The following is a 23,588-nucleotide window of genomic DNA, read 5'->3' on the forward strand; positions in this document are numbered from 1 at the left end:
GGGGGGACTCCTGTCCTTGGGGCCGCGGCCCTCAGGCGGCGACGAGGGCGGCCATGTGGGCGAGCATCCTGGCCGGGTCGGGCTCGCGCCCCGTGAACAGCCGGAACGCGTGTGCGGCCTGGAAGACGGCCATGCCGCCGCCGTCCAGCGTGCGGCAGCCCAGCGCGCGCGCCTGGCGCAGCAGCTCCGTGTCGAGCGGCCGGTAGACCACATCGGCGACCCAGAGCCCCGGATGCAGCAGTCCGGCGGGGAACGGGAGCCCCGGGTGGTGGGCCATCCCCATGGGGGTGGCGTGCACCAGCCCGTCGGCCCCGGCGAGCAGCGCGCCGAGCCGCTCCCGCGGGGCGGCGTACGCCCGTCCGTCACCGAAGCGCCCGGTGAGTCCTGCGGCGAGGGCGCGGGCCCGGTCCCGGTCGGCGTCGACGAGGGTGACGCGGTCGGCGCCGAGGGTGAGCAGCGCGTGCGCCACGGCGGCTCCGGCGCCGCCCGCGCCGAGCTGCACGACGCGGCGGGTGGGAGCGTCCTCCAGGCCGCGGGCGAAGGACTGGGCGAATCCGCTCCAGTCGGTGTTGTGCCCGCAGGAGCGGCCGTCCTCGTCGAAGACGACGGTGTTGACCGCGCCCAGCGCCCTGGCGTCCTCGGAGAGGTCGTCGAGGTACGGGATGACGGTCTGCTTGCCGGGATGCGTGATGTTGAGCCCGTCGTACCCGAGCCGGCGTGCCGTGCGTACGAGTGCGCCCACGTCGTCGGGTCCGAGGCCGAGCGTGTCGAGGTCGATGCGACGGTAGAGGTAACGCAGACCGTGGTGCTCGGCCTCGCGCTGGTGCAGCGCGGGACTGAGGGAAGGACCGATTCCGGCCCCGACGAGTCCGATCAGGTATGAGGACCGCGCTGAGGCCGAGGCCGAGGTGGAGGCTGAGGCCGAGGTGGAGCTCATACGGCGTTCTTCTCCAGGAGGTGGGCGACGTGGGTGAGGGCGAGGGCGTATCCGTGCACCCCGGCGCCGCAGATCATCGCGTCGGCGACCTCCGCGATGTAGGACCGGTGCCGGTACGGCTCGCGCTGGTGGATGTTGGTGATGTGCACCTCGACGACGGGCGCGTCCACAGTCGCGAGGGCGTCCCGCAGGGCCACCGAGGTGTGCGTGTAGCCGGCCGCGTTGACGACGACAGCGGCGGCGCCGGTACGGGCCTCCTGCACCGCGTCGATGAGTTCGCCCTCGTGGTTGCTCTGACGGAAGTCCACGTCCAGGCCGTGGCGGGCGGCGACGTCCCGGCACAGGGACTCGACTTCCGCGAGGGTGGTGGAGCCGTACAACTCGGGCTCCCGCAGGCCGAGGAGATTGAGGTTGGGTCCGTTGAGGACGAGCACGCGGGGCGGGTTCGGCATTGGGTTCTCCTTAGCGCAATGTACTGAATGGTTAATTGTTTATAGCCGATCTCCGCGTCCTGAGAAAGTGGCGGCGCGCGGTAGGGTGGCGGGCCCTTGGCGATCCCATCGGAACCCTTGACATGACCGGAACGTGGCTGAAAATGTCGGCATCGCGCTTATGAACTATCTGGTTCGTAACTTCGCCGCGGCGGGACACTCGACGAGGAGTACCACGTGACCGACCAGCCAGTCCGCGCAGATGCCGGCGGACAGGAGCCGCAGGGGACGCCCCGGAAAGCGGCGGTGGCCGCATGGATCGGCAGCGCCCTTGAGTACTACGACTTCTTCATCTACGGCAGCGCCGCGGCGCTGATCTTCTCCCGGGTCTTCTTCGACATGTCCGATCCGGCGACCGCGACGCTCCAGTCGCTCGCCACCTTCGGCGTGGCGTACGCCGCCCGCCCCGTCGGCGCGTTCTTCCTCGGGCACATCGGGGACAAGTACGGCCGCAAGAAGATCATGCTCTTCACGCTGATGCTGATGGGCGTCTCGACCTTCCTCATCGGCTGCCTGCCCACCCGCGACCAGATAGGCGGCCTCGCCCCGGCCCTGCTGGTGTTCCTGCGCGTACTGCAGGGCCTGTCGGCGGCCGGCGAGCAGGCCAGCGCCGGATCGATGTCGCTGGAACACGCACCGGCCGACCGTCGTGGCTACTTCTCCAGCTTCACCCTCAACGGGACGCAGTTCGGCCAGATCATCGCGACCCTCATCTTCATCCCGATCGCCGCGCTCCCCGAGGAGCACCTGCTCAGCTGGGGCTGGCGGGTGCCGTTCTGGCTCAGCGCGGGGGTGACCGTCCTCGGCTACTACATCCGGCGCAGGCTGGAGGAGACGCCCGTCTTCGAACAGGCCGTCGCCGGCGGCACGGTGGCGAGGATGCCGGTGGCCGAACTCTTCCCCCACCACTGGGCCGACGTACTACGCGTCACCTGCGCGGCCTTCATCGCCACCGTCACCACGATCTTCAACATCTGGGCACTCAGCTACGCCACCAGCGACGAGGTCGGCCTGGACAAGGCGGTGATGCTGTGGGTCGGTGTCGTCGCCAACGCCGTGGCCCTGGGGGCCATCCCACTGTGGGCCAACCTCTCCGACCGCATCGGCCGCAAGCCGGTCTTCCTGGTCGGTGCCATCGGCAGCCCGGTGATGATGTTCGCCTACCTGAGCGCCATCAACTCCCACAGCTACCCGCTGGTGTTCCTCACGGGCATCGTCGGCCTCGGCATCTTCACGGCGATCCTGTGCGCGATCAGCGCGGCAGCGATCGCGACGGCCCGCGAAACGTACCGGGTACCGACGGAGGAACTGGGCACGAAGCGGCGTACGCCGGGACGCCGAGAGGAGAAGGACCCCACCTCGGTGCCGGCCTGACACCCCGCCAGGCGGGGGCGGCCGAGCGGGGTGTCAGCCTCGCCCGGTGGGGCCGGCCGGTGCCACTCCACCACTACGGCCCAGCACACACCGAAGCCCCGGCCCGCCGGGTTTCGAGACCGCAGCGCAGCCGAATCCAGCCCGTCCGGCGTTTTCGAGGACACGCCCGTAGGGCGTCCGGGGGTCTGGGGGCTTGCCCCCGGTTTCGGGAAGGGGCGGGTAGGGGAACAGCACCGCAGGGCCACGCCTGACACCGTCCACCCCTTACGCACCTGACGGTTACCCCAGCTCCGCGCCCCCACCGGGCCCAGACGCGTCGGCGGACCAGGGCTTACCGCGCTACGGCCTCCGCCCGCCGTAACGTAATCAGGTCCGCAAACGCGCAAACGCTCAACCGCCGCGCGGGCCTGATGCCTCGTTACCCCATCGGCGCCGCATGTTTCCCCCGAGGACCCCGTCAACCCCTGGTGTGCCGGTGCGCGCGCGGCAATGCTGTGGGTGACAGCGCTTGCTGCCCGCTGCTCCGCCCAACCCGCCGTTCACCAGGAGGACTTGTGGGCCTTGGCACAGTTGGCTCCCTCAGGCGGCCCGTCGTGCTCCTCGCGACGGTGACCGCACTGACGGCCGGGGCGATCGCCCCGGCGACCGCCGATACGACCCCCGATCCCCGCCCCCGTAACTCCGCCGAAATCCTCAGACCCGTCGCACCTCCACCCGCGAGCGCCCCGGTCGGCACGCCCAGATCGGTCGTCGACGGCGACGGCATCGAGACCGCGCGCAGCGCCCGCCCCGTCGCCCCCGGCGTCCGCCTCACCTCGTACGACCGCCTCGAATCCGACAAGTGGCTTCGCGTCGACACGCTCTCCGTCGACCTCGACCTCGGCAACGGCGACGGCAACGGCAGCGGCGTACAGGCCGACTACCTCCACTCCGGCAAGGTCTCCGACCGCCGCTCGGTCTCCGCACTCGCCGCGGCGCACGACCCGGGCAAGGGCCGCCGTACCGTCGCCGCCATCAACGCCGACTTCTTCGACATCAACCAGACCGGCGCCCCGCAGGGCCCCGGCATCAAGGACGGCAAGCCCGTCCACTCCCCGGCGCCCGGCGTCAACCGCGCCGTCGGCATCGGCCCGGGCAGCGCGGGCCGCGTACTCCAGCTGTACTTCGAGGGCACACTCACTCTCCCCACCGGGACACACCCCCTGGCGTCGTACAACGCGGCCAATGTGCCGGCCGGGGCAGTGGGCGCGTACAACTCCGGCTGGGGCGTGGCCGACCGCGCGCTGACGGTGGACGCCGCGACCCCCGTCGCCGAAGCGGCCGTACGGGACGGAAAAGTCGTCGCGGTCGACGACCGGCCCGGCACCGGGCCCATCCCCGAGGGCACCACGGTCCTCGTCGGACGGGAGGCAGGGGCAGCGGTCCTGAACGCGCTCAGGCCGGGCGATCCGGTGGCGATGGAGTACCGGGCGCGCACCGACAGCGGACCCGTGCCGCGCACCGCAGTCGGCGGCCGCGAACTGCTCGTCGTGGACGGCGTACCGCAGAACCACGACGGCCAGGGCAACAACACCGCCGCCCCACGCACCGCCGTCGGTTTCTCCAAGGACGGCAGCGAGATGCAGGTGATGACCGTCGACGGCCGCCAGGCCGACAGCGGCGGCGTAACCCTCACCGAACTCGCGCTCATGATGAAACGCGCCGGATCGCACAGCGCGCTGAACCTCGACGGCGGCGGCTCCTCGACCCTGATCGCCCGCGAACCCGGCAGCGACGCGCTCCAGGTGGAAAACAGCCCGTCCGACGGCAGCGAACGCACCGTACCCAACGGCCTCGCCCTCACCGCCCGAGACGGCAGCGGTCAGCTGCGCGGCTACTGGGTCGAGACGCGTACGCCCGCCGGCAGCGCCCCCACCGCCGACCCGGTCAAGGGCGGCCACCCCGAACGGGTCTTCCCCGGCCTGACGCGCCGGCTCACCGCCGCCGGATACGACGAGACGTACGGTCCGGCGCACGGCGACCCGCACTGGCAGAGCTCCCGCGCGTCCGTCGGAAGGGTCGACGACGACGGGCTGTTCACGGCGCACCGCAGCGGCACCACACAGGTCCGCGCACACCGCGGCCCCGCCGACGGTGGCACCCTGCTGACCGTCCTCGACGACCTCGCCCGCATCGAACCGACCACGCGACGCGTCGGGCTCGCGGACGAGGCGGCGAGCGGCACGTTCGGCATCGTCGGTTACGACGCCCATGGCACCAGCGCCCCGGTCGAACCGCGTGACGTGAAGCTCGACTACGACCGTTCGCTGTTCGACATCCGCGACGACGGCCGGGGCAACTTCACCGTCACCTCCCGTACGGGCAGCGGCGCCGGCCGCATCATGGCCACCGTGGACGGCAAGGTCACCTCGCTCGCCGTCAGCGTCGGCCTGACCGAACAGGCGGTGTCCGCGTTCGACGACGCCGCGTCCTGGACCTTCAGCCAGGCCCGCGCGAGCGGATCGGTCGCGGCGACGCCCGAAGGCCACACCGGCACCGGGCTGAAAGTCACGTACGACTTCACGCAGTCGACGGCGACCCGCGCCGCCTACGCCAACCCGCCGCAGCCACCGGTCACCGTGGCCGGCCAGCCCCAGTCCTTCAAGATGTGGATCAAGGGTGACGGCAAGGGAGCCTGGCCGACCCTGCACCTGAAGGACGCGGCCGGCTCCGACCAGCTCCTGCGCGGTCCGTACGTCACCTGGACCGGCTGGCGGCAGGTCACCTTCGCCGTGCCGCCGGGCGCGGCGACGCCGCTGAAGGTCCACCGCTTCTACCTCGCCGAGACGGCGGCCGCCAAGCAGTACACGGGCGAGATCGTCATAGACACGCTGACCGCGCAGGTGCCACCCACGGTCGTACTCCCCGACCAGAGCGCGCCGGCCGACCCGCTCATCGACCCGGCGGCCGAAACGGAGGCAAGGGACTGGCAGTTCGCGGTGATGTCCGACGCCCAGTTCGTCGCCCGCGCCCCGGACAGCGCGATCGTGGCGCAGACGCGCCGCACCCTGCGCGAGATCAGGGCGGCGAAGCCGGACTTCCTCGTCATCAACGGCGACCTCGTCGACGAGGGCTCACCGGCCGACCTGGCCTTCGCCCGCCGCGTCCTGACGGAGGAACTCGGGGACGCCCTGCCCTGGTACTACGTGCCGGGCAACCACGAGGTGATGGGCGGCAAGATTGACAACTTCGTCGCCGAATTCGGCCCCGCGCAGCGGACGTTCGACCACGAGGGCACCCGCTTCATCACCCTCGACACGTCGAGCCTGAGCCTGCGGGGCGGCGGCTTCGCACAGATCAAGAACCTGCGCGCGCAGCTGGAAGCGGCGTCCGAGGACGACCGCGTCAGTTCGGTCATGCTGATCCAGCACGTCCCGCCGCGCGACCCGACCGTACAGAAGGGCAGTCAGCTGGGCGACCGCAAGGAGGCGGCGCTGATCGAGGGCTGGCTGGCCGATTTCCGGCGTACGACCGGGAAGGGCGCGGGACTCATCGGCAGCCACGTAGGGGTCTTCCACGCCGCGCGCGTCGACGGTGTGCCCTACCTCGTCAACGGCAACTCCGGGAAGACACCGGCGGGCCCGGCGGCCGAGGGCGGCTTCACCGGCTGGTCGCTGGTGGGCGTCGACAAGGTCTCACGCACCGAACAGGCGACGGCCCGCCGGAACCCCTGGGCGGGCGGCCCGGACTGGGTGTCGGTCCAGACCCGCGCCCACGTGGACGCCCTGTCGATCGACGCCCCGTCGGCGCTGCCTCCCGGCCGTGGCGCGCCGGCGAAGGCAACCGTCGCCCAGGGCACGCGCCGGGTTCCGGTGGCCTTCCCGCTGAGCGCGGACTGGACGGGCTCCCTGAACCTCCACATCGGCCCGGCGAAGGACGCCCGGCCACGGCATACGGCGACGTTCGACCCGGCGACGGGAATCCTGACGGCGCTGCGCCCCGGCACGATCACGCTGGCCGTGACGGTCAACGGCACGACACAGCGGACCGAAGTGCGCATCGCGGCAGAGAGGCAGGGCACGACGGAACCGGTCGCGCAAAGCGCATAGGCGGCACGTCGTACGTCGCACACCATGACAGCTTCACGGCGTGCGTCGGTGCCCCCCGAGGCCGCAAGCCAGGGGCCCTGCCTGTCACGCAGGCAGGCCCCAGCCGCCCCAGCGAACACCCGGCGCATCACACCTTGCGGTAGTCGTACGCCTCCTTGGCCGCCGCCTCCACCGCGTCCAGGTCCGCGCCCGCCGACGCGGTCACCACCGCGGCAACCGCCCCCTCCACGAACGGCGCGTCCACCAGCCGTGCCCCGTCCGGCAGTTCGTCACCCTCGGCCAGCAGCGCCTTGACCGTGAGCACCGCGCTGCCGAGGTCGACCAGCACGGCGACCCCCACGCCCCCGTCGACCGACCTGGCCGCTTCGGCGATCAGCTCCGAACTGGTGCCGAGCCCACCGTCGGGCGTGCCACCCGCGGCGGCCACCGGCGCCGTCGCCTTGCCGCCCGCGAGGCCCTTCGCCAACTCGGCGACCGAGGCGGCGACCGGCGCGCTGTGCGAGACGAGCACGACCCCGACGAGCTTCTCCCCGCTCACGCGCCCGCCTCCGCCGAGTCCGCCGAGCCCGAGCCCGAGCCCGATCCCGAATTTGATCCCGAGTCCGAGTCCGAGCCCGCCGTGTCGGCGAGCGTACCGATGAGCAGCGCCGACGACGCCGCCCCCGGATCCTGGTGCCCGATGCTCCGTTCGCCCAGGTAACTCGCCCTGCCCTTGCGCGCCTGCAGCGGTACGGTCGCGACCGCCCCCTCGTCGGCGGCGGTCCGCGCCGCGCCGAACGACAGCGACTCGCCCAGCGCGGCGGCCGCCGGGATCAGCGCGTCCAGCATCGTCTTGTCCCCGGCCTTCGCCCCGCCCAGCTGCGCCACCGCGTCGACGCCCGCACGTAGGGCCGCGGCGAGCTGTTCGGGCGTAACCTCGGCTTCGTCGCCGAGCGCCTTGCCCGTACGCCGCAACAGTGTCCCGTACAGCGGCCCCGAGGCCCCGCCCACGGTCGAAATCAACTGGCGCCCCGCGAGCGCCAGTACGGCGCCGGGCGTGGCGGGCGGCTCCTTCTCCAGCGCGGCGGCGACGGCCGCGAAACCGCGTTGCAGGTTGCTGCCGTGATCGGCGTCGCCGATGGCCGAGTCCAGTTCGGTGAGGCGACCGGCCTCGCGGTCCACGGCGGCTGCCATGGCCGCCATCCAGCGACGGAAGAATCCGGTGTCGAGCACAGTCACAAGATCTCCTTATACGTCTCAACGTCCCCAGCGGAGCGCAGGGGTCTCGACCGGCGCGTCCCACAGGCGCAGCAGTTCCTCGTCCACCTGGCAGAGCGTCACCGAGCAGCCCGCCATGTCCAGCGAGGTGACGTAGTTCCCGACGAGCGTACGGGCCACGACGACACCCCGCTCGGACAGGACGCGCTGCACCTCGGCGTTGAACCCGTACAGCTCCAGCAGTGGAGTGGCGCCCATGCCGTTGACGAGTACGAGAACGGGCCGCGTCGGCCGCAGGTCCTCCAGCACCGCGTCGACCGCGAAGTCCGCGATCTCGCCCGACGTCATCATCGGCCGCCGCTCGCGTCCCGGCTCGCCGTGGATACCGATGCCCAACTCCAGCTCCCCAGGGGGCAGATCGAAGGTCGGCGTGCCCTTCGCGGGTGTGGTGACGGCGCTGAGGGCGACCCCGAAGCTCCGGGAGGACTCGTTGACCTGCCGCGCGACGGCCTCCACCCGCTCCAGCGGCGCGCCCTCCTCGGCGGCGGCGCCTGCGATCTTCTCGACGAAGAGCGTCGCCCCCGTACCACGCCTGCCCGCCGTGAAAAGACTGTCGGTGACGGCGACGTCGTCATTGACGAGCACCTTGGCGACCTGAATGCCCTCGTCCTCCGCGAGCTCGGCGGCCATGTCGAAGTTGAGTACGTCGCCCGTGTAGTTCTTGACGACGAACAGAACGCCCTGCCCACTGTCGACAGCGGCCGCCGCCCGCACCATCTGATCGGGAACTGGCGACGTGAACACCTCACCGGGACACGCGGCGGACAGCATCCCGGGCCCGACGAACCCGCCGTGCAACGGCTCGTGCCCACTGCCGCCACCCGACACGAGCCCCACATGGCCCGCGACGGGCGCGTCGGACCGTACGACGACACGGTTCTCCACGTCGACAGTGAGCCGCGGATGCGCGGCGGCCATCCCGCGCAACGCATCGGCGACGACCGTCTCGGCCACGTTGATGAGCATCCTCATACGTACCTCCTGGTGAGATGAACAGCTGGGCTCATGATCGGCGTCTCCGCAGGTCAGATTGGGTACAGCCGGCCTTGACCTTGGCGCTTGCTGTGAGGTGTCGTTGGCGGTCACGTGGGCGTGCTGGGGCCGGCTGGCTGAGCCCAGTATTATGGGAACCTCGTCGAGGGGCACGTACTGCGATGTACGGGCTGCTCGTTGCACGGGCAGGGCGACGCGGGTAGCCAGCGCGTCCGTGGGCACGCCGAGTGCCTGTGGCGTGGCGGGCAAGGGGAGGGGGCCCGTCGGCAGGTTCTTCTAACCAGCACGAACAGTGCTCTGTGGAGCGGACCTTGGGGTGTTTGGCCCGTGTACGGTCCGGATCTCCGTGAGGCCGGCGACGTCGCAGATGGTGTCGAACCGCCTCGGCTCAGTGAGAGGCAGTGGTCAGACGACCCAGTGCGGCAGTCGGTGCGGTCGCCCGGCTCGACCCGAAGGCGGATGCGCGCAACGGGCGCCCGGGGGAGAGGACCGACGCCCGCAGCGGGGCTCGGGGCGGAGTGCCGCTGTCCTGGCTCCACTCACTTCCGCGTTCGACTTCACCACCCTGAGGTGCCAGGCGGGGCACCGTCGGCCCGCTCGTCCATGTCGGCAGGGCAGGTGAACGCAGGGGAGGCGGACTACGCGCTCGGCTGCGGCGCTACACCAGCGGTAAGGCGCTGGCAGCCGGGCTCGGCGAGGCGGCGTTCGACCGGGCAGCGGTTGGTGCGGACCGGTGGCTCGGGGTCAACGGGGAGTGATGGTGATGCCTTCGGGTTGGTCGCCAGTGGGCAGGGTGGTACGCACCAGTGCGGTGGTGGTGTCGATGACGGATACGGTGTCGGATGCTTCGTTGGTGACCCAGGCCCTTTGACCACCGGGTGAGAGGGCTACGCCTTACGGTCCGGCACCTACCGGAATGCGGGCAGTCGTCGTTCCGGTTTGAGTGTTGGTGATCGGCACGTGTTCGCGGCGGAGTCAGCGATGTAGAGGTGTTTGCCATCGGGGCTGACGGCATTGCCCAGCGGGGCGGTGCCTGCCGGGATGACGGCAGAGACCTTGTTCGTAGCGGTGTCGATGACGGAGACATTGCCCGAGCCGGTGTTTGACACATACAGGGTGTCGCCCTGGGCCGTGGCGCTGATGCCCGTGGGGAAGGTCCCTACCGGGATGGTGGCGATGGTGTGCGGTAGGGCACCTACCGAGACGGTCGCTGTCACGCGAGAGCTTGCAACATCGATAATGGTCGCGGTGTCGGAGCCGTAGTCCGCGGTCAGCACTCGGGTTCCGTCTCGGGTGGGCACGGCGGCGAAGGGCCGGACGCCGACCGGCACGGTAGCGGTCACTTGCCGGGTGGTGGTGTCCACGAATGAGACGGTATTGGATCTGCTGTTGGCAGTGAAGACCGTATTGCCGTCTGGGGCTGAACTGACTCCTGTGGGCCCGGAGCCTACGGTCGAGTCTCCCAGCAGTCGCTCGAGCGGGGCGTCGTAGGCCGACAGGGTGCCAGATCCGCTGTTGGCAACGTAATACGGTCACTCGTACGGGCCAGCCGGAGCCGACCCTCTCGGAGGGCGTGTTCGCTGTTGCGGGGCTGGCGGCCAGCGCAAGCGCGGCCGTCAGCGCCGCGAGAATCGTCGGTGAAGACCCTGGACGGTGACGCCGAGCAGGCGACACCGCCGCTCAGCGCGGATTGGCGGCGTGGGTGAGGGTTTCCCAGGCGACGAAGAGGTTGTTGGTGCCGGCCGGGCGGCCCCGCTCGGTCAGGGCCTGGGTGTTGGTCATCGGGTAACCCATGCGGTGGTGAAGTGCGTTGAAGCCGACTTCGGTGACGGGGCCGAGATGGTCGCGCAGTGTGCCTCCGCACAGCCAGCTCGGAGGTGTCTCGCCCAGTTCGTACTTGGCATGGAGGCCGAGGGCGTGTCGCAGACGATCGGCGACTTCCGGGTAGAGGTCCTGACCCTGTATACGGCTCGTCTCGGCGATGTGGGCGATGGCCGAAATGCCGTAGCCGGTGTGGGCGAGGTCGCGGCAGGTCTCCTGGCTGAGGCCGTTGACGAAGGTGCTCTGGCCCTGCCAGTACCGGATGATCTCGTCGCGGGTGTCGAGGCCGGAGCCGGGCGCGGTCTTCGGCAGGCTCCCGTCGCCGGTGAGGTAGAGGTACGCGGGGACGCGGCCGCGGAACGTGGTGACGGCCCGGTCGTAGGCGGCGCGGTCCTCAAGGAAGACGGCGATGCCGATGGCGGCCTCCGTCATGCTGAGCTCCCAGTTCCCGTTGGAATGGGAGCCGTTCGCCACCTCGGGGAGATAGACGGTCCGCAGCATCGTCTTGAACCGTTCGACGCGGTCCGCCGGCCAGCCGGTGTACGTATAGCGGATGATCTCGGCGGCCCGTGGCCACGAGGAGCCGGCCCAACCCGTCTGGAGCGGGGCATTGGAGTTGGTGTGGTCCTTGATCACGCCTGACCAGGCGTCCATGATTTCGATCGCCTTGCGGGCGTACCGGCTGTCCTGCGTGATGTACCAGGCCAGGGAGAGTGTGTACGCGGCGATCGCGTCCTCACGCTCGTCCGTGCAGCCGTAGTTGGGGTTGGAGTACGACCCGCACTCGACCACGGCGCGCGGCTTGGGAACGCGGGACAGCGAGGCGTACTTACTCGCCATCATCTGATCGAAGGCGCCTTTCCACGGCTGTGCCCCCGCGTTGACCTTCTCGCGGGTGAAATCCAGCTGCCCCCGGGAAACGAGCACTCCGGGGTGGACGAAGGCGGCGGGTGCGGCCTCGGCCCGTTCGGTGGCGGGGCCGCCGATGAGGGAGGCGAGGAGGGTTACGAGGAGCGCGGGTGCGGCGAGAAGCGCGGCACGTCTCGTCCGGGGCATGAGACTGCCCTTCTGTTCAGACTTGTGACTTGGGGTGATGCACGCACGACTCCGCGGCCGAGTCCGTGCGCAGTGCATCCTGCCGACCTTCGACGACGGCGACCTCCTGCACTCCAACGGCAAGGGCACGCGTTCGACCCTATTGATTTGGGCATGACATACAACCGCATCTCGTTTTCCGCAGCGCGGTCGATCAGGAGGACGTATTGAAGACGAGCGGGCGAATCCGCCGGGTGATGGTCACGCTGGGCAGCGCCATCGCACTGGTCATAGCCCTTCCGGGCAGCGCAGTCGCCGCGCCCCCCACTGCTCTGCCCGCCAACGCGGACGGACTCGAGGAGACGTTCCAACCGGCCTACGACTACGACACCGACGGCTGCTATCCCACTCCAGCCATCGGAACCGACGGCACCATCGCCGGCGGTCTCAAACCGAGCGGGGCCCTCAACGGCCAGTGCCGCGACTCGTGGGACCTCGACAACACCAATGGATACGCGCGATACAAGTGCAACAACGGCTGGTGCGCCGTCATGTACGGCCTGTATTTCGAAAAGGACCAGGCCGTCGCCGGCAGCGGGCTGGGCGGGCACGGCCACGACTGGGAGCATGTTGTGGTGTGGGTGCAGAACAACGAGGCCCGGTACGTCTCCACCTCCGCTCACGGCGACTTCGACACCTATGCGCGTGACCAGATCCGATGGGACGGGACGCACCCCAAGATCGTCTATCACAAGGACGGAGTGAGCACGCACTGCTTTCGCCCGGCGAACCCCAACGACGAACCGGCCGAGAACCATTACCACGGCTGGCAGCTTCCCAGGCTGGTCGCCTGGAACGGTTACCCCGCCGGCCTCCGCGACAAGCTGAGCCAGGCCGACTTCGGGAGCGCTGTCTTCGGCCTCAAGGACGGCAACTTCAACCACCACCTGGTGAAGGCCAAACCGGCGAACATCGCGTTCGACCCCCACGCCTGACCCGCCTGGCCGGGAGGTCCACAGCGGCGGGGGGTTCTCGGTGGGTGGCGCGCGGGGCGCGGGGGCGGGGCTGTCGTGGTCCGCGCCCCCGCCGTGTTACGGGTGTGCTCAGGCCGCCCGGTAGGCCGCACCGCACGACCGCGCCGCCTGCTTCGGGTCGACTAGGCTCGCTCATGCGAGGGCTGATCGTGCGGCTGCTTGAACTGCACGTACTCGATGGTCGCGCCGCCGGGGGGTCGCACGGTCAGGTTGCGACCGGTCGGCACCTCGTTGGGGCCGTCGAGGACCTCCCCGCCAAGTTGCTCGGCGATGCGCAGGACCCCTTCGATGGACTCGACGATCGCGGTGGCGTGGGTGCCGCGGTACGGGGCAAGGGCTTCCTCAGAACCTGCGAGAAGCAGATAGCCACCGACGGTCGCGAGTTCCAGGTCGCGATAGCCGAACCGCAATCGTGGCTGTTCTCCGGTGAGCTCGACGAAGGTCGGCAATGCGACGTCCAGATCGTCGATGTAGACGCGGGCAAGGGTGGCGAGCACCGTCACGGCCATCTCCTAGATCATTTCGATATTCCCGAAACATCGAAGCGATCTGCGTACTACGAGTGTCACGCGGACGAAGACGAGGAGGGTCAGTGGGACAGCTCCACCACGCGGACTTGGACATGGCTGTGGTGCTCCGTGCCCTGGGCGATCCGGTCCGGTTGGCGCTGGTCCGCCGGATGGCGGATGGCGGATGGCGGATGGCGGCGAGTGTGTGTGCAGTCCGGACGGCCTGGACGTGCCCAGATCGACGCTGTCCAATCATTGGCGGATCCTGCGCGAAGCCGGAATCACGCAGACCCGTCAGGCCGGAAAGGCTCGTCTGATGTCTCTGCGTCGCGCTGATCTCGATGCCCGTTTTCCGGGACTCCTCGCCGCCGTGTTGGCCGACGACAGGAGATGAGTGCCACAGCCCGGCGGCTCGTCAGGCCGGGCGCGGCTGGTGGCGAGGCGCGGACCAGTGCGCCCGGATCCGCGGCGAGAAAGGCATCCGCTGCGGCGGCAGACCGCTCACGACCGGCCGCCGCATGACCAGGCACTGCGGTGAATTCACTGTCCGAGCACGGCGCTACCTGGCCTATGACTATGCCATCCGGACCCAACCCGGTGATCACCATGGGCCGGAGGCACAACCGAGAGGAACAGCACCCGTGAGTGAATGGCAACTGACCGAGACATTCCGCAGCGCCTCCGGCGACGTCCGCTGGGACAGCCTCGGACAACCCGGCCAGGATCCGGTCGTCCTCCTCCACGGCACACCCTTCTCCTCGTACGTCTGGCGCGCCGTCGCCCGCTCACTCGCCCGCCATCACCAGGTGTTCGTGTGGGACATGCCCGGTTACGGGGCATCGGAGATGTCCGCCGCCCAAGATGTCTCCCTGGCCGCCCAGGGCAGGGTCTTCACCGAACTCTTGGAGCACTGGGGCCTGGAGGAACCGTTGGTGGTCGCCCACGACTTCGGCGGGGCCGTCTCCTTGCGGGCGCATCTGCTCCACGGCGCCCGCTACCGCGCGCTCGCTCTGGTCGACCCGGTTGCGCTGGCGCCGTGGGGGTCCCCGTTCTTCCGCCTTGTCGGCGAGCACTCCGAGGTCTTCGAGCAGCTGCCCCCTGCGCTGCACCACGCCCTGGTACGCGAATACGTATGTTCGGCCAGCAGCCCCGGCCTGCACCCGGCCGTCCTCGACCGGCTCGTCCGGCCCTGGCTCGGCGACCTCGGCCAGGCGGCTTTCTACCGGCAGATCGCCCAGGCCGACCAGCGATACACCGACGAGGTGCAGGACCGGTACAGCGAGATCAGCATCCCGACGCTGGTGTGCTGGGGCCAGGACGACACCTGGATTCCCATGGCGAAGGGACAGGAGCTCGCCACCCGCATTCCGGGCGCGCGACTTGAGCCAATCGCCGGTGCGGGCCATCTCGTCCAGGAAGACGCACCCGCCGAACTCACAGCCGCTCTCATAGCCTTCCTCCAGCACCCGCGCTAACGCCCAACAGCCTGGTGAACCTCTTCAAGCGGTTGAAGCATCGTTCGACCCAGAGTTCCGCGCCGCTGGCGGTTGGCGGTTGGCGATCTGGTCGCGGCGTTCGGGGATCGTGGTGATAATGCCCCGGCGCCGCAGGCTCTGACGGAGCGATCGGCTGAAGTACGCCTTGTTCGGCACGACGCGGTGGGCGGCGGCAGGCCCCCGGCCGTCAACGGCGAGGGAGACCTTGGTCGTCAGCCCGCCTCGGGACGAGCCGAGGCCTGGCGCGAAACCAGTGCCTGTTTTTCGCAGCCTGGGAGGTCTAAGCTCGGCGGATGACCTTGGAATGGGAACAGGTAATCGTTCACTCGGTAGATCCGGTGGCCTTGGGGCAGTGGTGGGCCGAGGCTCTTGGTTGGGTTGTGGTCCACTCCTCTGATGAGGAGTTCGAGATCCGCCCGGAGCCGGATCGCCTGCCGGGGCTGGACTTCGTCCGGCTTGATGAGAGCAAGAAGACTAAGAGCCGACTGCATCTCGACTTCAGGCCTGATGACCAGGACGCCGAGGTGGCTCGTCTGGTGGCTCACGGCGCGGAGCGTGTTGATATTGGCCAGGGTGATCAATCGTGGGTTGTATTGGCAGATCCCGAAGGTAACGAGTTCTGTGTCCTTGGCCAGCGGCGTCAGTAAGGCTCACGCCTGGGTGGGGTCGATGGATGGATCCGTCGTCTTCGATGCTCTGCCCGGCGCGGATGATGGCCATGTGGAGAAGGAAGTCCAGATCGGAAAGCACCGTTGGAATGTGGGCGTCCCTACCGGCAAGAAGGTGATGATGTCCAGCGAAGGTTCCCATGTCATCCATCTGCGTATTTCCAGGTCCTGAACGCTCCATCGCTCATATGGGTCCCGGTCGCTGAAAAGTTGTCACGGGATTGTGGCGGGGGGCGATGTCCGTTGCCCGACAGCCACTCGCGGCCTACGACAACGGCGCTGGAGCAATGAGGACTTCGAAGGTCCTGCGCTTCCGCTGTGCTCTACCTCCGTGAAGGAGGCAAGGAGCCGGTGCAGAGCGTGACCAGCAGCGGCTGTGGGTGTTTCTTTGCGCTCGGCCTGCTCCTGTTCGCCTTGCTCGTGTACCTCGGCGGCCTGGCGGATAGCCGTATCGGCTGAGGGTAGTGGTCCGGCTGGGCCGGGGCCGGGGACCGGCGAAGACGGTGGCGTCGGCAGCGGTGAGGCTCGGGCTGGGCTTTCCGGACCGCGGCAGTCGCCCGGTCGGCCGAATCCGCCGCGCGAAACTGCCGGGCACATGTGCGTACGGTTCAGGCGTGCCGTTGCGTGGGGAGTGTCGGCGTCACCGTACGGGCCGGACTGGGTTCGGGCGCGGAAGCGCTCATCGGTGGACCGTCAAGCCCGCCCGTCGGGCCCTACGATCGTGTGTGTGACCTCTGCTCTGATTCTGATCGACTTGATGCCGCGTATCGTCGCCCTCCCCCTCGCTCCGCACTCCGGCGAGGAGGTGCTGGCTCGCTGTCGTCGGCTGGCCGAGGTGTTCAGGGCCGGTGGCCGCCCGGTGGTGCTGGTCCGGGTGGAGCGGCCGGACGTCGCCGAGCAACCGCCCGGCAGTGGCTTCGTCGACGGGCTGGTCCAGCCCGGCGACATCGTGGTCGTCAAGCACACCGTCGGGGCGTTCCACCGCACCGGTCTGGACGACCAGCTGCGCAGGCATGGCGTGGACACGCTGGTACTCGCCGGGCTGGTCGCCACCATGGGAGTGGAGTCCACCGCGCGGGCAGCCGGCGACCACGGCTATCGGGTGGAGTTCGTCGCCGACGCGATGTCAGGATTCGCCGCCGACGAGCACGACTTCGCAGTGGAGCGGATTTTCCCCCGGTTCGGCGAAGTGCGTAACACGGCGGACTACACCTGAATCGCGACAGTCCGGCAGTCTTAGACCGGTTCGGGTGTATGCGGGGGAGTGGTTCCGGCCGAGAGGGGGAAGGGGCCGTGTCGCCGTCCGGATGCGCCGGGGGTGATCCGGGGGGACGCTGGATCCATGTCCGGACACATGCCTGTGATCGTCCATCCACCGCTCGGCGACGGCGGCCGTCGCGTGACCGTGCGCGGTGAGGACTTCGGCCTCGCGTCGGGCCTGCCCGACCTCGTCGAGTTCCTGAGCCGCGCCGGACTCGACATGGAGGACACCGAAGCCGTGGTGTCCCCGTTGATCGACTGGCGTGGCGGCGGCCCGGACTACTGGGGACCGGAGCCGCGGCTGTGACGCCCGCGACGAGCCGGCCTTCCTAACCCGGTGTGGCGAGCCGCTCCAGACGCTCGCTGTCGCAGACGCGCGGGCAGGTCAGGCAAGCGCTGTCGGGCCGGATCGTGTAGTAGAGGCAGCAGCCGAGCCGGGTGCGCGTCGTGTGCGGCAGGCCGCCGCTGTCGCGCAGACGACGGAAGTCCGCGCCACCGGGGAACGGTGCGATCGGGCCGGGGAGCAGTTCGGTGGCGGCGCGGACGGACCGGCCCTCCTCGCCGAGCATGCGGCCGAGGTACCAGATCCCGGAGACCAGATCGTCGCCGGTCATGCCCCACAGCACCCTCGGACCCCGGCGCAGCCGGGGTGCGAGCGCGGTGAGCAGGGGACGTACGAACTCGGCCGCGGCGGTCCGCAGCTCGGCGCGCAGCGCCTCCTCGTCCGCTACGACACGTACGCCGGGGGATGCGGCCGCGGGATCGTCCGGAAGGCAGGTGAAGGTGCCGGGCACGACGGCGAAGTCTCCGCTGCCGGGCTCGATGTGCACGTCCTGCGGACGTAGCCGCGGCACCCGCCGCTCCAGGTACCAGGGGCCGCTCATCAGCAGGCAGACCGACCAGAGGTAGTGGTGAAGCGCCCTGGACGCGGCGACGTCAGGGCGGGCGGTGTGGCCGTGCGCGGCTTCGATGCGACGGGACTCCGCGTCCACGAAGTCGTCGAGCTGTCCCGGCTCGGACACCAGGCGCGCGCTGTCGGTCCAGCCTTCGGCGGGATGCGCCGTATGCGCGACCTTCACGCGCAGCGATTCACAGAGGTGCGCGAGGCGTTGATACGTGTCAGCCAGTAGTACGGAGGAACTCGCGGCCCGGGCGGGTGCGGTGGGTGCCGGAACCGGCATCTTCAACTCCCCTCCAACATCGCTGGACGACATCGCTGGACGTAAGGTCAGCCTCACCTTAGTCTCATGTTCGCACCCTGGTGATCAGGGGGTGTCCGGAGCGGAGACGCCGGACCGGAGTTGACAGAATTAGGTACACCTAACCTAACCTGTCGCCTCGTGTCCAAGAACGAGCCCGGGGCCCTGGCAGCTGCTTCGCCCCCTATAACCGCCCGGCGGGTACCGCTACTTGTCGTCGGCGCCTGCGCGCTGACGCTGTGCGCCGCGCTGAGCCTCGCCATGGGCTCGCGGCCGGTACCGATGTCCGTCGTCGCCGACGCGCTGTTCGGCGACGCCGTCGGACGTGACGCGCTCGTGGTCACCGGCCTGCGGCTGCCGCGCACCGTCCTCGGACTCGCCGTCGGCGCGGCGTTGGGCGTCGCCGGAGCCGTCGCCCAGGGCATCACCCGCAACCCGCTCGCCTCACCCACCACCCTCGGCATCAACGCCGGCGCGGGCTTCGCCGTGGTCGTCGCCATCTTCGCCCTGCATCTCACCCGGCCCGTCGAGTACGTCTGGTTCGCCTTCGCCGGAGCGGCGGCCGCCGCCCTGTTCGCCCAGGCACTCGCCCGGCGCGGCGGCGATCTCGATCCGGTGCGGCTCGCGCTCGGCGGCACCGTGCTGCAACTGGTCCTGCTGTCCTGGACCTCGGCGGTGATGCTGGCCAGCCAGCGCACCCACGACGAAGCCCGGTTCTGGCTGGCGGGCTCGCTGGCCGAGCGTCAGCTCGACGTGCTCTGGCCGGTGCTGCCCACGCTCGTCGTCGGACTGGTGCTCGCCCTGGCCATTTCTCCCGCGCTCAACGCCCTCGCGCTCGGCGACGACGCCGCCCAGTCGCTGGGCGTACCCGTGGCGAGGATCCGGCTGGCCGGCGGCATCGCAGTGGTTCTGCTCGCCGGTTCGGCGGTCGCCGCCGCCGGACCCATCGCCTTCATCGGCCTCGCCGCACCGCACCTGGTGCGCCCGCTGCTCGGCGCCGACCACCGGCTGCTCGTACCCGGCTGCCTGATCGCCGGTCCGCTGCTGCTGCTCGCCGCCGACGTACTGGGCCGTGTCGTCATACGCCCGTCCGAGCTGGAGGTCGGCATCGTCAGCGCGTTCCTCGGCGCCCCGCTGCTGGCCCTGCTCGCCCGGAAGGTGGCCCGGTGACCAAGACTGTGGAGATTTCACGGCCCGCCCCCGTCAAGCGTGTCGGCGCTGCCCGCGCCCGGCGGCGGCGCCGCAGCGCCCTGTTCGGCGGTGCGGCCGTCGCCCTCCTCCTCGTGCTCGCCACCGTCTCGCTCACCGTCGGCGAGATACCGATGACTCCGTCCGTCGCGCTGCGCGCCCTCGTGGGAGCGGGCGACGAAGGCGATGTGTTCGTGGTCCAGGAGTTCCTGGCGCCCCGGCTGACCGCTGCGGTCGTCGCGGGAGCCGGGCTCGGCGTCGCGGGCTCGCTGCTGCAGCGGCTGTTCCGTAACCCGCTCGCCTCTCCGGATGTCATGGGCATAACCGGCGGCGCCTCCTTCGGAGCGGTGTCGATGCTCGCCGTCGGCGCCTCGCAGGCCCTCATCCCGCTCGGCGCGCTGGGCGGCGGACTGCTCGCCGCCCTGCTGCTCGGGGTGTTCGCCTGGCGCTCCGGACTCGACGTCACCCGCATGGTGCTGGTCGGCCTCGCCGTGCAGGCGGGCCTCGCCGCCGCCGTGAACTTCATGGTCGTACGCTTCCCCGCCGAGCTCGCGGGCTCCGCGCTGCAATGGACCACCGGATCGCTGTACGGACGTACCTGGACCGAGGTCTGGGCGGCGGCGGGCGCTGTTGTCCTGACCCTGGCCCTCGCCTTCGCCCTGCACCGGCGGCTGGCCGTACTGGACCTCGGTGACGACTCGGCGGGCGGGCTCGGCCTGAACACCTCCGCCGCCCGTCTCCAGTTGCTCGTCACCGCCATCGTGCTGGCGTCGCTGGCCGCCGCCATCTCGGGACCGGTCGCGTTCGTGGCGCTGGCCGTGCCGCACGTCGTGCGGTTCCTCGCGGGCCCGCCGACCCCCGGCACGCTGGCGCTGTGCGGCCTGGCCGGCGCCGTACTGCTGCTGGCGTCCGACCTGATCGTGCAGCACGTGATCCCCGTCGAGGGGCTGCCGGTCGGGGTGGTCACCGCGACCCTCGGGGCCCCGTGGCTGCTGGTGCTGATGATCCGTCAGAGCAAGGCCGTCAACAGGAGCTCCCTATGACCACGACCACGCAGCAGAAGCAGACGCAGGCGCAGTCGAACGAGCTGGCCACCCACAGCCTCGACCTGCGCTACGGCGACCGGTCCGTCATCGAAGGCCTCGACCTGGTCCTGCCCGGCGGCGCCGTCACCGCCATCGTCGGTCCCAACGCCTGTGGCAAGTCGACCCTGTTGCGCGGCCTGAACCGGCTGCTCAGCCCGGCCGGCGGCAGCGTCACCCTGGACGGCGCCGACATCCACGGCATGCCGGCCCGCTCGCTCGCGCTGCGGATGGGCCTGCTGCCGCAGCAGCCCGTGACCCCCGAGGCGATCACCGTGGAAGCGCTCGTACGCCTCGGCCGCTACCCGCACCAGCGACTCCTCAGCCCCTGGTCCGCCGCCGACCAGGCCGCAGTGGAGGCCGCCCTGGAGCGCACCGGTACGGCGGCGCTGCGCGACCAGCCGGTCGACCGGCTCTCCGGCGGCCAGCGGCAGCGCGCCTGGATCGCCCTGGCACTCGCCCAGGACACCGAGCTGCTGCTGCTCGACGAGCCCACGACCTTCCTCGACCTGCGGCACCAGCTCGACGTACTCGACCTGGTCGCCGAACTGCACTCCGAGGCCGGCCGCACCGTGGTGATGGTGCTGCACGACCTCGGTCAGGCCGCCCGTTACGCGGACCACCTCGTGGTGCTCAAAGACGGGCGGCTGGCCGCCGCCGGCGCTCCGGCGGCGGTGCTCGACGCGGAACTGGTCAAGTCCGTGTTCGACGTGGACTGCCGGGTGATCCCCGACCCGGAGACCGGCACCCCGCTGGTCGTCCCCAAGAGCACGGCGACCCGGCACACCGCTGCCGTAACCGTCTGACCGCCCTTCCGTCCCCATCCGCTCACTGCAAGAAGGCGAAACACCCTCATGAACACCAGCACCTCCCGCCGCGGCCTGCGCCGCTTCGGCGCCGCGCTCTCCGCCGTCCTCGTAGGCGCCACCGCGCTCACCGCCTGCGGCGGCGACAAGGCCGCCGAGGGCAAGCCCCAGAAGGCGGGCGCCGAGGCGGACGCCGGCTTCCCGCGCACCGTCGAGCACGCCATGGGCAGCACCAAGATCCCCGCCAAGCCGGCCCGTGTCGTCGTGCTCGACACCGGTGAACTGGACGACGTGACGATGCTCGGCATCAAGCCGGTCGGCGCGGTCTCCCCGCACATGAAGACCGCGGGCGGCTTCCCGAACTACCTCAAGGGCAAGACCGACGGTGTCAAGGACGTCGGCCCGCTCCTCGAGCCGAACCTCCTGAAGATCGCCGCGCTCAAGCCCGACCTGATCCTGTCCTCCAAGGTCCGCCACGAGAAGGTGTACAAGAAGCTCGCGGGCATCGCCCCGACCGTCTTCACCGAGACCACCGGCGGCCCCTGGAAGGAGAACCTGGCGGTGCACGCCGAGGCGCTCGGCCTGGAGAAGGAGGCCAAGAGCGCGCTGACGGCCTACGAGACCCGCGCCAAGGCCCTCGGCGAGGAGATCAAGAAGAAGCACAAGGGCAAGATGCCCTCCGCCTCCGTCGTCCGCTTCGTCGCGGGACCGACCCGGCTCTACCAGAAGTCGGCGTACAGCGGCATCGTCCTGAACGACATCGGCCTCGCCCGCCCCAAGTCGCAGTCCTCCGTCGACCCCGAGGTCACGATGCTGGACGTCAGCCCCGAGCAGATCGACAAGGCCGAGGCCGACCTGATCTTCGTCACGCTCGCCGACGACCCGTCCAAGACCAAGCAGAAGGACGTCACGTCCAACCCGGTCTGGAAGGATTTGAACGCGGTCAAGAACGACAAGGTCTTCACCGTTCCCGACGAGACGTGGATGTCCGGCATCGGTGTCCAGGCCGCCGAGCACATGCTCGCCGACGTGGCGAAGGCCGCCGGCGTGGAACTCCCCAAGAAGTAACACCTGCCGGGGGCGGGCCGCAGGCCGGTCCGCCCCCGCCCGGCGTCACCGTCCCCCCACTTCAGGCCCGGAAGGGGTCCTCCCGCTCATGCGGATGTACCTGCTTGCCCTCAACCCGACCGATTCCGTCTCCGAGGGCTTCCTCCCCGCCGCCCGTCGGCTCGGCATCGACATCACCCTGCTCACCGACCAGCCCGAGCCTCACCGGCGCACCGCCGCGGACATCGAGATCCTGGAGTGCGACGTACGCGACTACCGCGCCGTCATCACCCGGATCGCCACACACCACCCGGCCGACGCGGTCTTCACCAACAGCGACCACCTCCAGACCCAGGCCGCCCTGGCCGCCGCGTACTTCGGCCTGCCCGCCAAGGACTGGCGGGCCACCCTGCGCGCCAAGGACAAGGCCGAGATGCGCAGGCACCTCGCCGCCGCCGGAGCCGACTGCGTGTGGTCGGCCGAACTCGCCGCCGGGCAGGACCCCGCCGAGCTGACGGCCCGCCCTGTTCCGTACCCCTGTGTGGTCAAACCACGGGAAGGTGTGGCCAGCGAGGACGTCGTGCTCGCGGCCACGGACGACGAACTGGTGCAGCGCTGCAAGGAGATACAGGCGCGGCGGCCGGAAGCGGCCCTGGTCGTCGAGGAGTACCTCGCCGGGGAGCTGTACACGCTGGAGACCCTCGGTGACGGCCGACTGCGTCATGTGCTGGGCGGCTTCCACACCGAGCTCTCGCCACCGCCGTACTTCATCGAGACCCGTCTCACGTACGTCCCCGCGCACCCCGAGCCGGTCGTCGCCCAGGTGCTCGCGCAGCTCGACGCGCTCGGCGTCGGATTCGGCGCCTGCCACACCGAGTTCGTGGTGCACGAGGGCCGGGCACGGATCATCGAGGTCAACTACCGGGTGATCGGTGACCAGTGCGACCTGGTGCTGCAAGAGCTGCTCGGCATCCCGCTGTTCGAGCACATCCTGCGTACGCACCTGGGCGAGCCGCTCCCCGACGACCTCGGGGCGCGCTCCGACGGGCGGGCCCGCATGGACTACCCGTGCGCCGAGCGGGCGGGGACACTCACCGCGGCACCGGCAGCCGCCGACCTGACAGTGGACGGCGTACGGCTGACCTACCGCCCGCTGCGCGAGGTCGGCGAGCGGCACGAGATCCACCACACCAACCGGGACTACGTCGGAGTGGTCCGGGCCGTCGGGACCGATCAGGGGGCCGTCGACCGAGCCGTGGAGGGCTTCCTCGCCGAGCAGCGCTGGGAGTTCACGCCGTGACGA

General features: G+C 70.2%; 23 protein-coding genes. 13 read left to right on the top strand and 10 right to left on the bottom strand.

All coding sequences use genetic code 11. The features are described 5' to 3' along the window. Positions 1-31 precede the first annotated feature (31 nt). Positions 32-937: a shikimate dehydrogenase gene (locus tag J7E91_RS02855; RefSeq protein ID WP_214898837.1), complete on the bottom strand. Its 906-nt coding sequence runs from the start codon at positions 935-937 to the stop codon at positions 32-34. Beyond that, on the bottom strand, positions 934-1,389 hold the full coding sequence (gene aroQ / locus J7E91_RS02860; RefSeq protein WP_214898838.1) for a type II 3-dehydroquinate dehydratase: 456 nt from the start codon (positions 1,387-1,389) through the stop codon (positions 934-936). The genes J7E91_RS02855 and aroQ overlap by 4 nt, the downstream gene beginning before the upstream one ends. A gap of 216 nt (positions 1,390-1,605) precedes the next feature. Between aroQ and J7E91_RS02865 the strand changes: the two genes are divergently transcribed. Then, positions 1,606-2,802: an MFS transporter gene (locus J7E91_RS02865; protein WP_214898839.1), complete on the top strand. Its 1,197-nt coding sequence runs from the start codon at positions 1,606-1,608 to the stop codon at positions 2,800-2,802. Between the two features lie 593 nt (positions 2,803-3,395). Continuing rightward, on the top strand, positions 3,396-6,890 hold the full coding sequence (locus J7E91_RS02870) for a phosphodiester glycosidase family protein (protein WP_308375982.1): 3,495 nt from the start codon (positions 3,396-3,398) through the stop codon (positions 6,888-6,890). 127 nt (positions 6,891-7,017) lie between these two features. Here J7E91_RS02870 and J7E91_RS02875 read toward each other — a convergent pair whose 3' ends face one another. From J7E91_RS02875 to J7E91_RS02900, 6 genes are all read right to left on the bottom strand, one after another. After that, complete coding sequence (locus J7E91_RS02875) at positions 7,018-7,428, bottom strand: PTS-dependent dihydroxyacetone kinase phosphotransferase subunit DhaM (RefSeq protein WP_214898841.1); 411 nt, start codon at positions 7,426-7,428, stop codon at positions 7,018-7,020. Then, positions 7,425-8,102: a dihydroxyacetone kinase subunit DhaL gene (gene dhaL / locus J7E91_RS02880; RefSeq protein WP_214899009.1), complete on the bottom strand. Its 678-nt coding sequence runs from the start codon at positions 8,100-8,102 to the stop codon at positions 7,425-7,427. Before dhaL ends, J7E91_RS02875 begins: the two co-directional genes overlap by 4 nt. A gap of 24 nt (positions 8,103-8,126) precedes the next feature. Then, positions 8,127-9,119, bottom strand: coding sequence for a dihydroxyacetone kinase subunit DhaK (gene dhaK, locus J7E91_RS02885; RefSeq protein WP_214898843.1), 993 nt, complete (start codon positions 9,117-9,119; stop codon positions 8,127-8,129). A 765-nt stretch (positions 9,120-9,884) separates the two neighbouring features. Then, positions 9,885-9,965 carry a hypothetical protein gene (locus J7E91_RS36655; protein ID WP_374224612.1) on the bottom strand — a complete coding sequence of 27 codons (81 nt, stop codon included), beginning with the start codon at positions 9,963-9,965 and terminating at the stop codon, positions 9,885-9,887. Positions 9,966-10,048: 83 nt separating this feature from the next. Continuing rightward, the gene (locus J7E91_RS02895; protein ID WP_374224613.1) at positions 10,049-10,639 is read right to left on the bottom strand and encodes a YncE family protein; all 591 of its coding nucleotides are present in this window, start codon (positions 10,637-10,639) and stop codon (positions 10,049-10,051) included. A gap of 181 nt (positions 10,640-10,820) precedes the next feature. Continuing rightward, positions 10,821-12,017 carry an alginate lyase family protein gene (locus J7E91_RS02900; RefSeq protein WP_214898846.1) on the bottom strand — a complete coding sequence of 399 codons (1,197 nt, stop codon included), beginning with the start codon at positions 12,015-12,017 and terminating at the stop codon, positions 10,821-10,823. Between the two features lie 206 nt (positions 12,018-12,223). Here J7E91_RS02900 and J7E91_RS02905 point away from each other — a divergent pair, with 206 nt between their 5' ends. Then, the gene (locus J7E91_RS02905) at positions 12,224-12,991 is read left to right on the top strand and encodes an NPP1 family protein (protein WP_214898848.1); all 768 of its coding nucleotides are present in this window, start codon (positions 12,224-12,226) and stop codon (positions 12,989-12,991) included. Between the two features lie 161 nt (positions 12,992-13,152). Here the strand turns inward: J7E91_RS02905 and J7E91_RS02910 are convergent, their stop codons facing one another. Further along, entirely contained in the window at positions 13,153-13,533 is a 381-nt protein-coding gene (locus J7E91_RS02910) for a hypothetical protein (RefSeq protein ID WP_214898850.1), read from the bottom strand. 647 nt (positions 13,534-14,180) lie between these two features. Between J7E91_RS02910 and J7E91_RS02915 the strand changes: the two genes are divergently transcribed. From J7E91_RS02915 to J7E91_RS02935, 5 genes are all read left to right on the top strand, one after another. Further along, positions 14,181-15,014 carry an alpha/beta fold hydrolase gene (locus J7E91_RS02915; RefSeq protein ID WP_214898852.1) on the top strand — a complete coding sequence of 278 codons (834 nt, stop codon included), beginning with the start codon at positions 14,181-14,183 and terminating at the stop codon, positions 15,012-15,014. A gap of 314 nt (positions 15,015-15,328) precedes the next feature. After that, the gene (locus J7E91_RS02920; RefSeq protein WP_214898854.1) at positions 15,329-15,682 is read left to right on the top strand and encodes a VOC family protein; all 354 of its coding nucleotides are present in this window, start codon (positions 15,329-15,331) and stop codon (positions 15,680-15,682) included. 22 nt (positions 15,683-15,704) lie between these two features. Then, positions 15,705-15,875: a hypothetical protein gene (locus tag J7E91_RS02925; protein ID WP_214898856.1), complete on the top strand. Its 171-nt coding sequence runs from the start codon at positions 15,705-15,707 to the stop codon at positions 15,873-15,875. Between the two features lie 555 nt (positions 15,876-16,430). Continuing rightward, complete coding sequence (locus tag J7E91_RS02930) at positions 16,431-16,919, top strand: isochorismatase family protein (RefSeq protein ID WP_308375985.1); 489 nt, start codon at positions 16,431-16,433, stop codon at positions 16,917-16,919. 126 nt (positions 16,920-17,045) lie between these two features. Beyond that, entirely contained in the window at positions 17,046-17,270 is a 225-nt protein-coding gene (locus J7E91_RS02935; protein ID WP_214898859.1) for a hypothetical protein, read from the top strand. Between the two features lie 22 nt (positions 17,271-17,292). Here the strand turns inward: J7E91_RS02935 and J7E91_RS02940 are convergent, their stop codons facing one another. After that, the gene (locus J7E91_RS02940; RefSeq protein ID WP_214898860.1) at positions 17,293-18,144 is read right to left on the bottom strand and encodes a (2Fe-2S)-binding protein; all 852 of its coding nucleotides are present in this window, start codon (positions 18,142-18,144) and stop codon (positions 17,293-17,295) included. A 204-nt stretch (positions 18,145-18,348) separates the two neighbouring features. Here J7E91_RS02940 and J7E91_RS02945 point away from each other — a divergent pair, with 204 nt between their 5' ends. From J7E91_RS02945 to J7E91_RS02965, 5 genes are all read left to right on the top strand, one after another. After that, the gene (locus J7E91_RS02945; protein ID WP_308375999.1) at positions 18,349-19,332 is read left to right on the top strand and encodes an iron ABC transporter permease; all 984 of its coding nucleotides are present in this window, start codon (positions 18,349-18,351) and stop codon (positions 19,330-19,332) included. After that, entirely contained in the window at positions 19,329-20,393 is a 1,065-nt protein-coding gene (locus J7E91_RS02950) for a FecCD family ABC transporter permease (protein WP_374224606.1), read from the top strand. The genes J7E91_RS02945 and J7E91_RS02950 overlap by 4 nt, the downstream gene beginning before the upstream one ends. Continuing rightward, positions 20,390-21,238 (top strand): ABC transporter ATP-binding protein, encoded by an 849-nt coding sequence (locus J7E91_RS02955; RefSeq protein WP_214898861.1) that lies wholly within the window; start codon positions 20,390-20,392, stop codon positions 21,236-21,238. Before J7E91_RS02950 ends, J7E91_RS02955 begins: the two co-directional genes overlap by 4 nt. A 48-nt stretch (positions 21,239-21,286) precedes the next feature. Further along, entirely contained in the window at positions 21,287-22,306 is a 1,020-nt protein-coding gene (locus J7E91_RS02960; protein WP_214898862.1) for an ABC transporter substrate-binding protein, read from the top strand. An 88-nt stretch (positions 22,307-22,394) separates the two neighbouring features. Continuing rightward, positions 22,395-23,585: an acetyl-CoA carboxylase biotin carboxylase subunit family protein gene (locus J7E91_RS02965; protein ID WP_214898863.1), complete on the top strand. Its 1,191-nt coding sequence runs from the start codon at positions 22,395-22,397 to the stop codon at positions 23,583-23,585. Positions 23,586-23,588 lie beyond the last annotated feature (3 nt).

It is taken from the genome of Streptomyces sp. ISL-99 (assembly GCF_018614005.1).
Lineage (GTDB): Bacteria > Actinomycetota > Actinomycetes > Streptomycetales > Streptomycetaceae > Streptomyces > Streptomyces flavidovirens.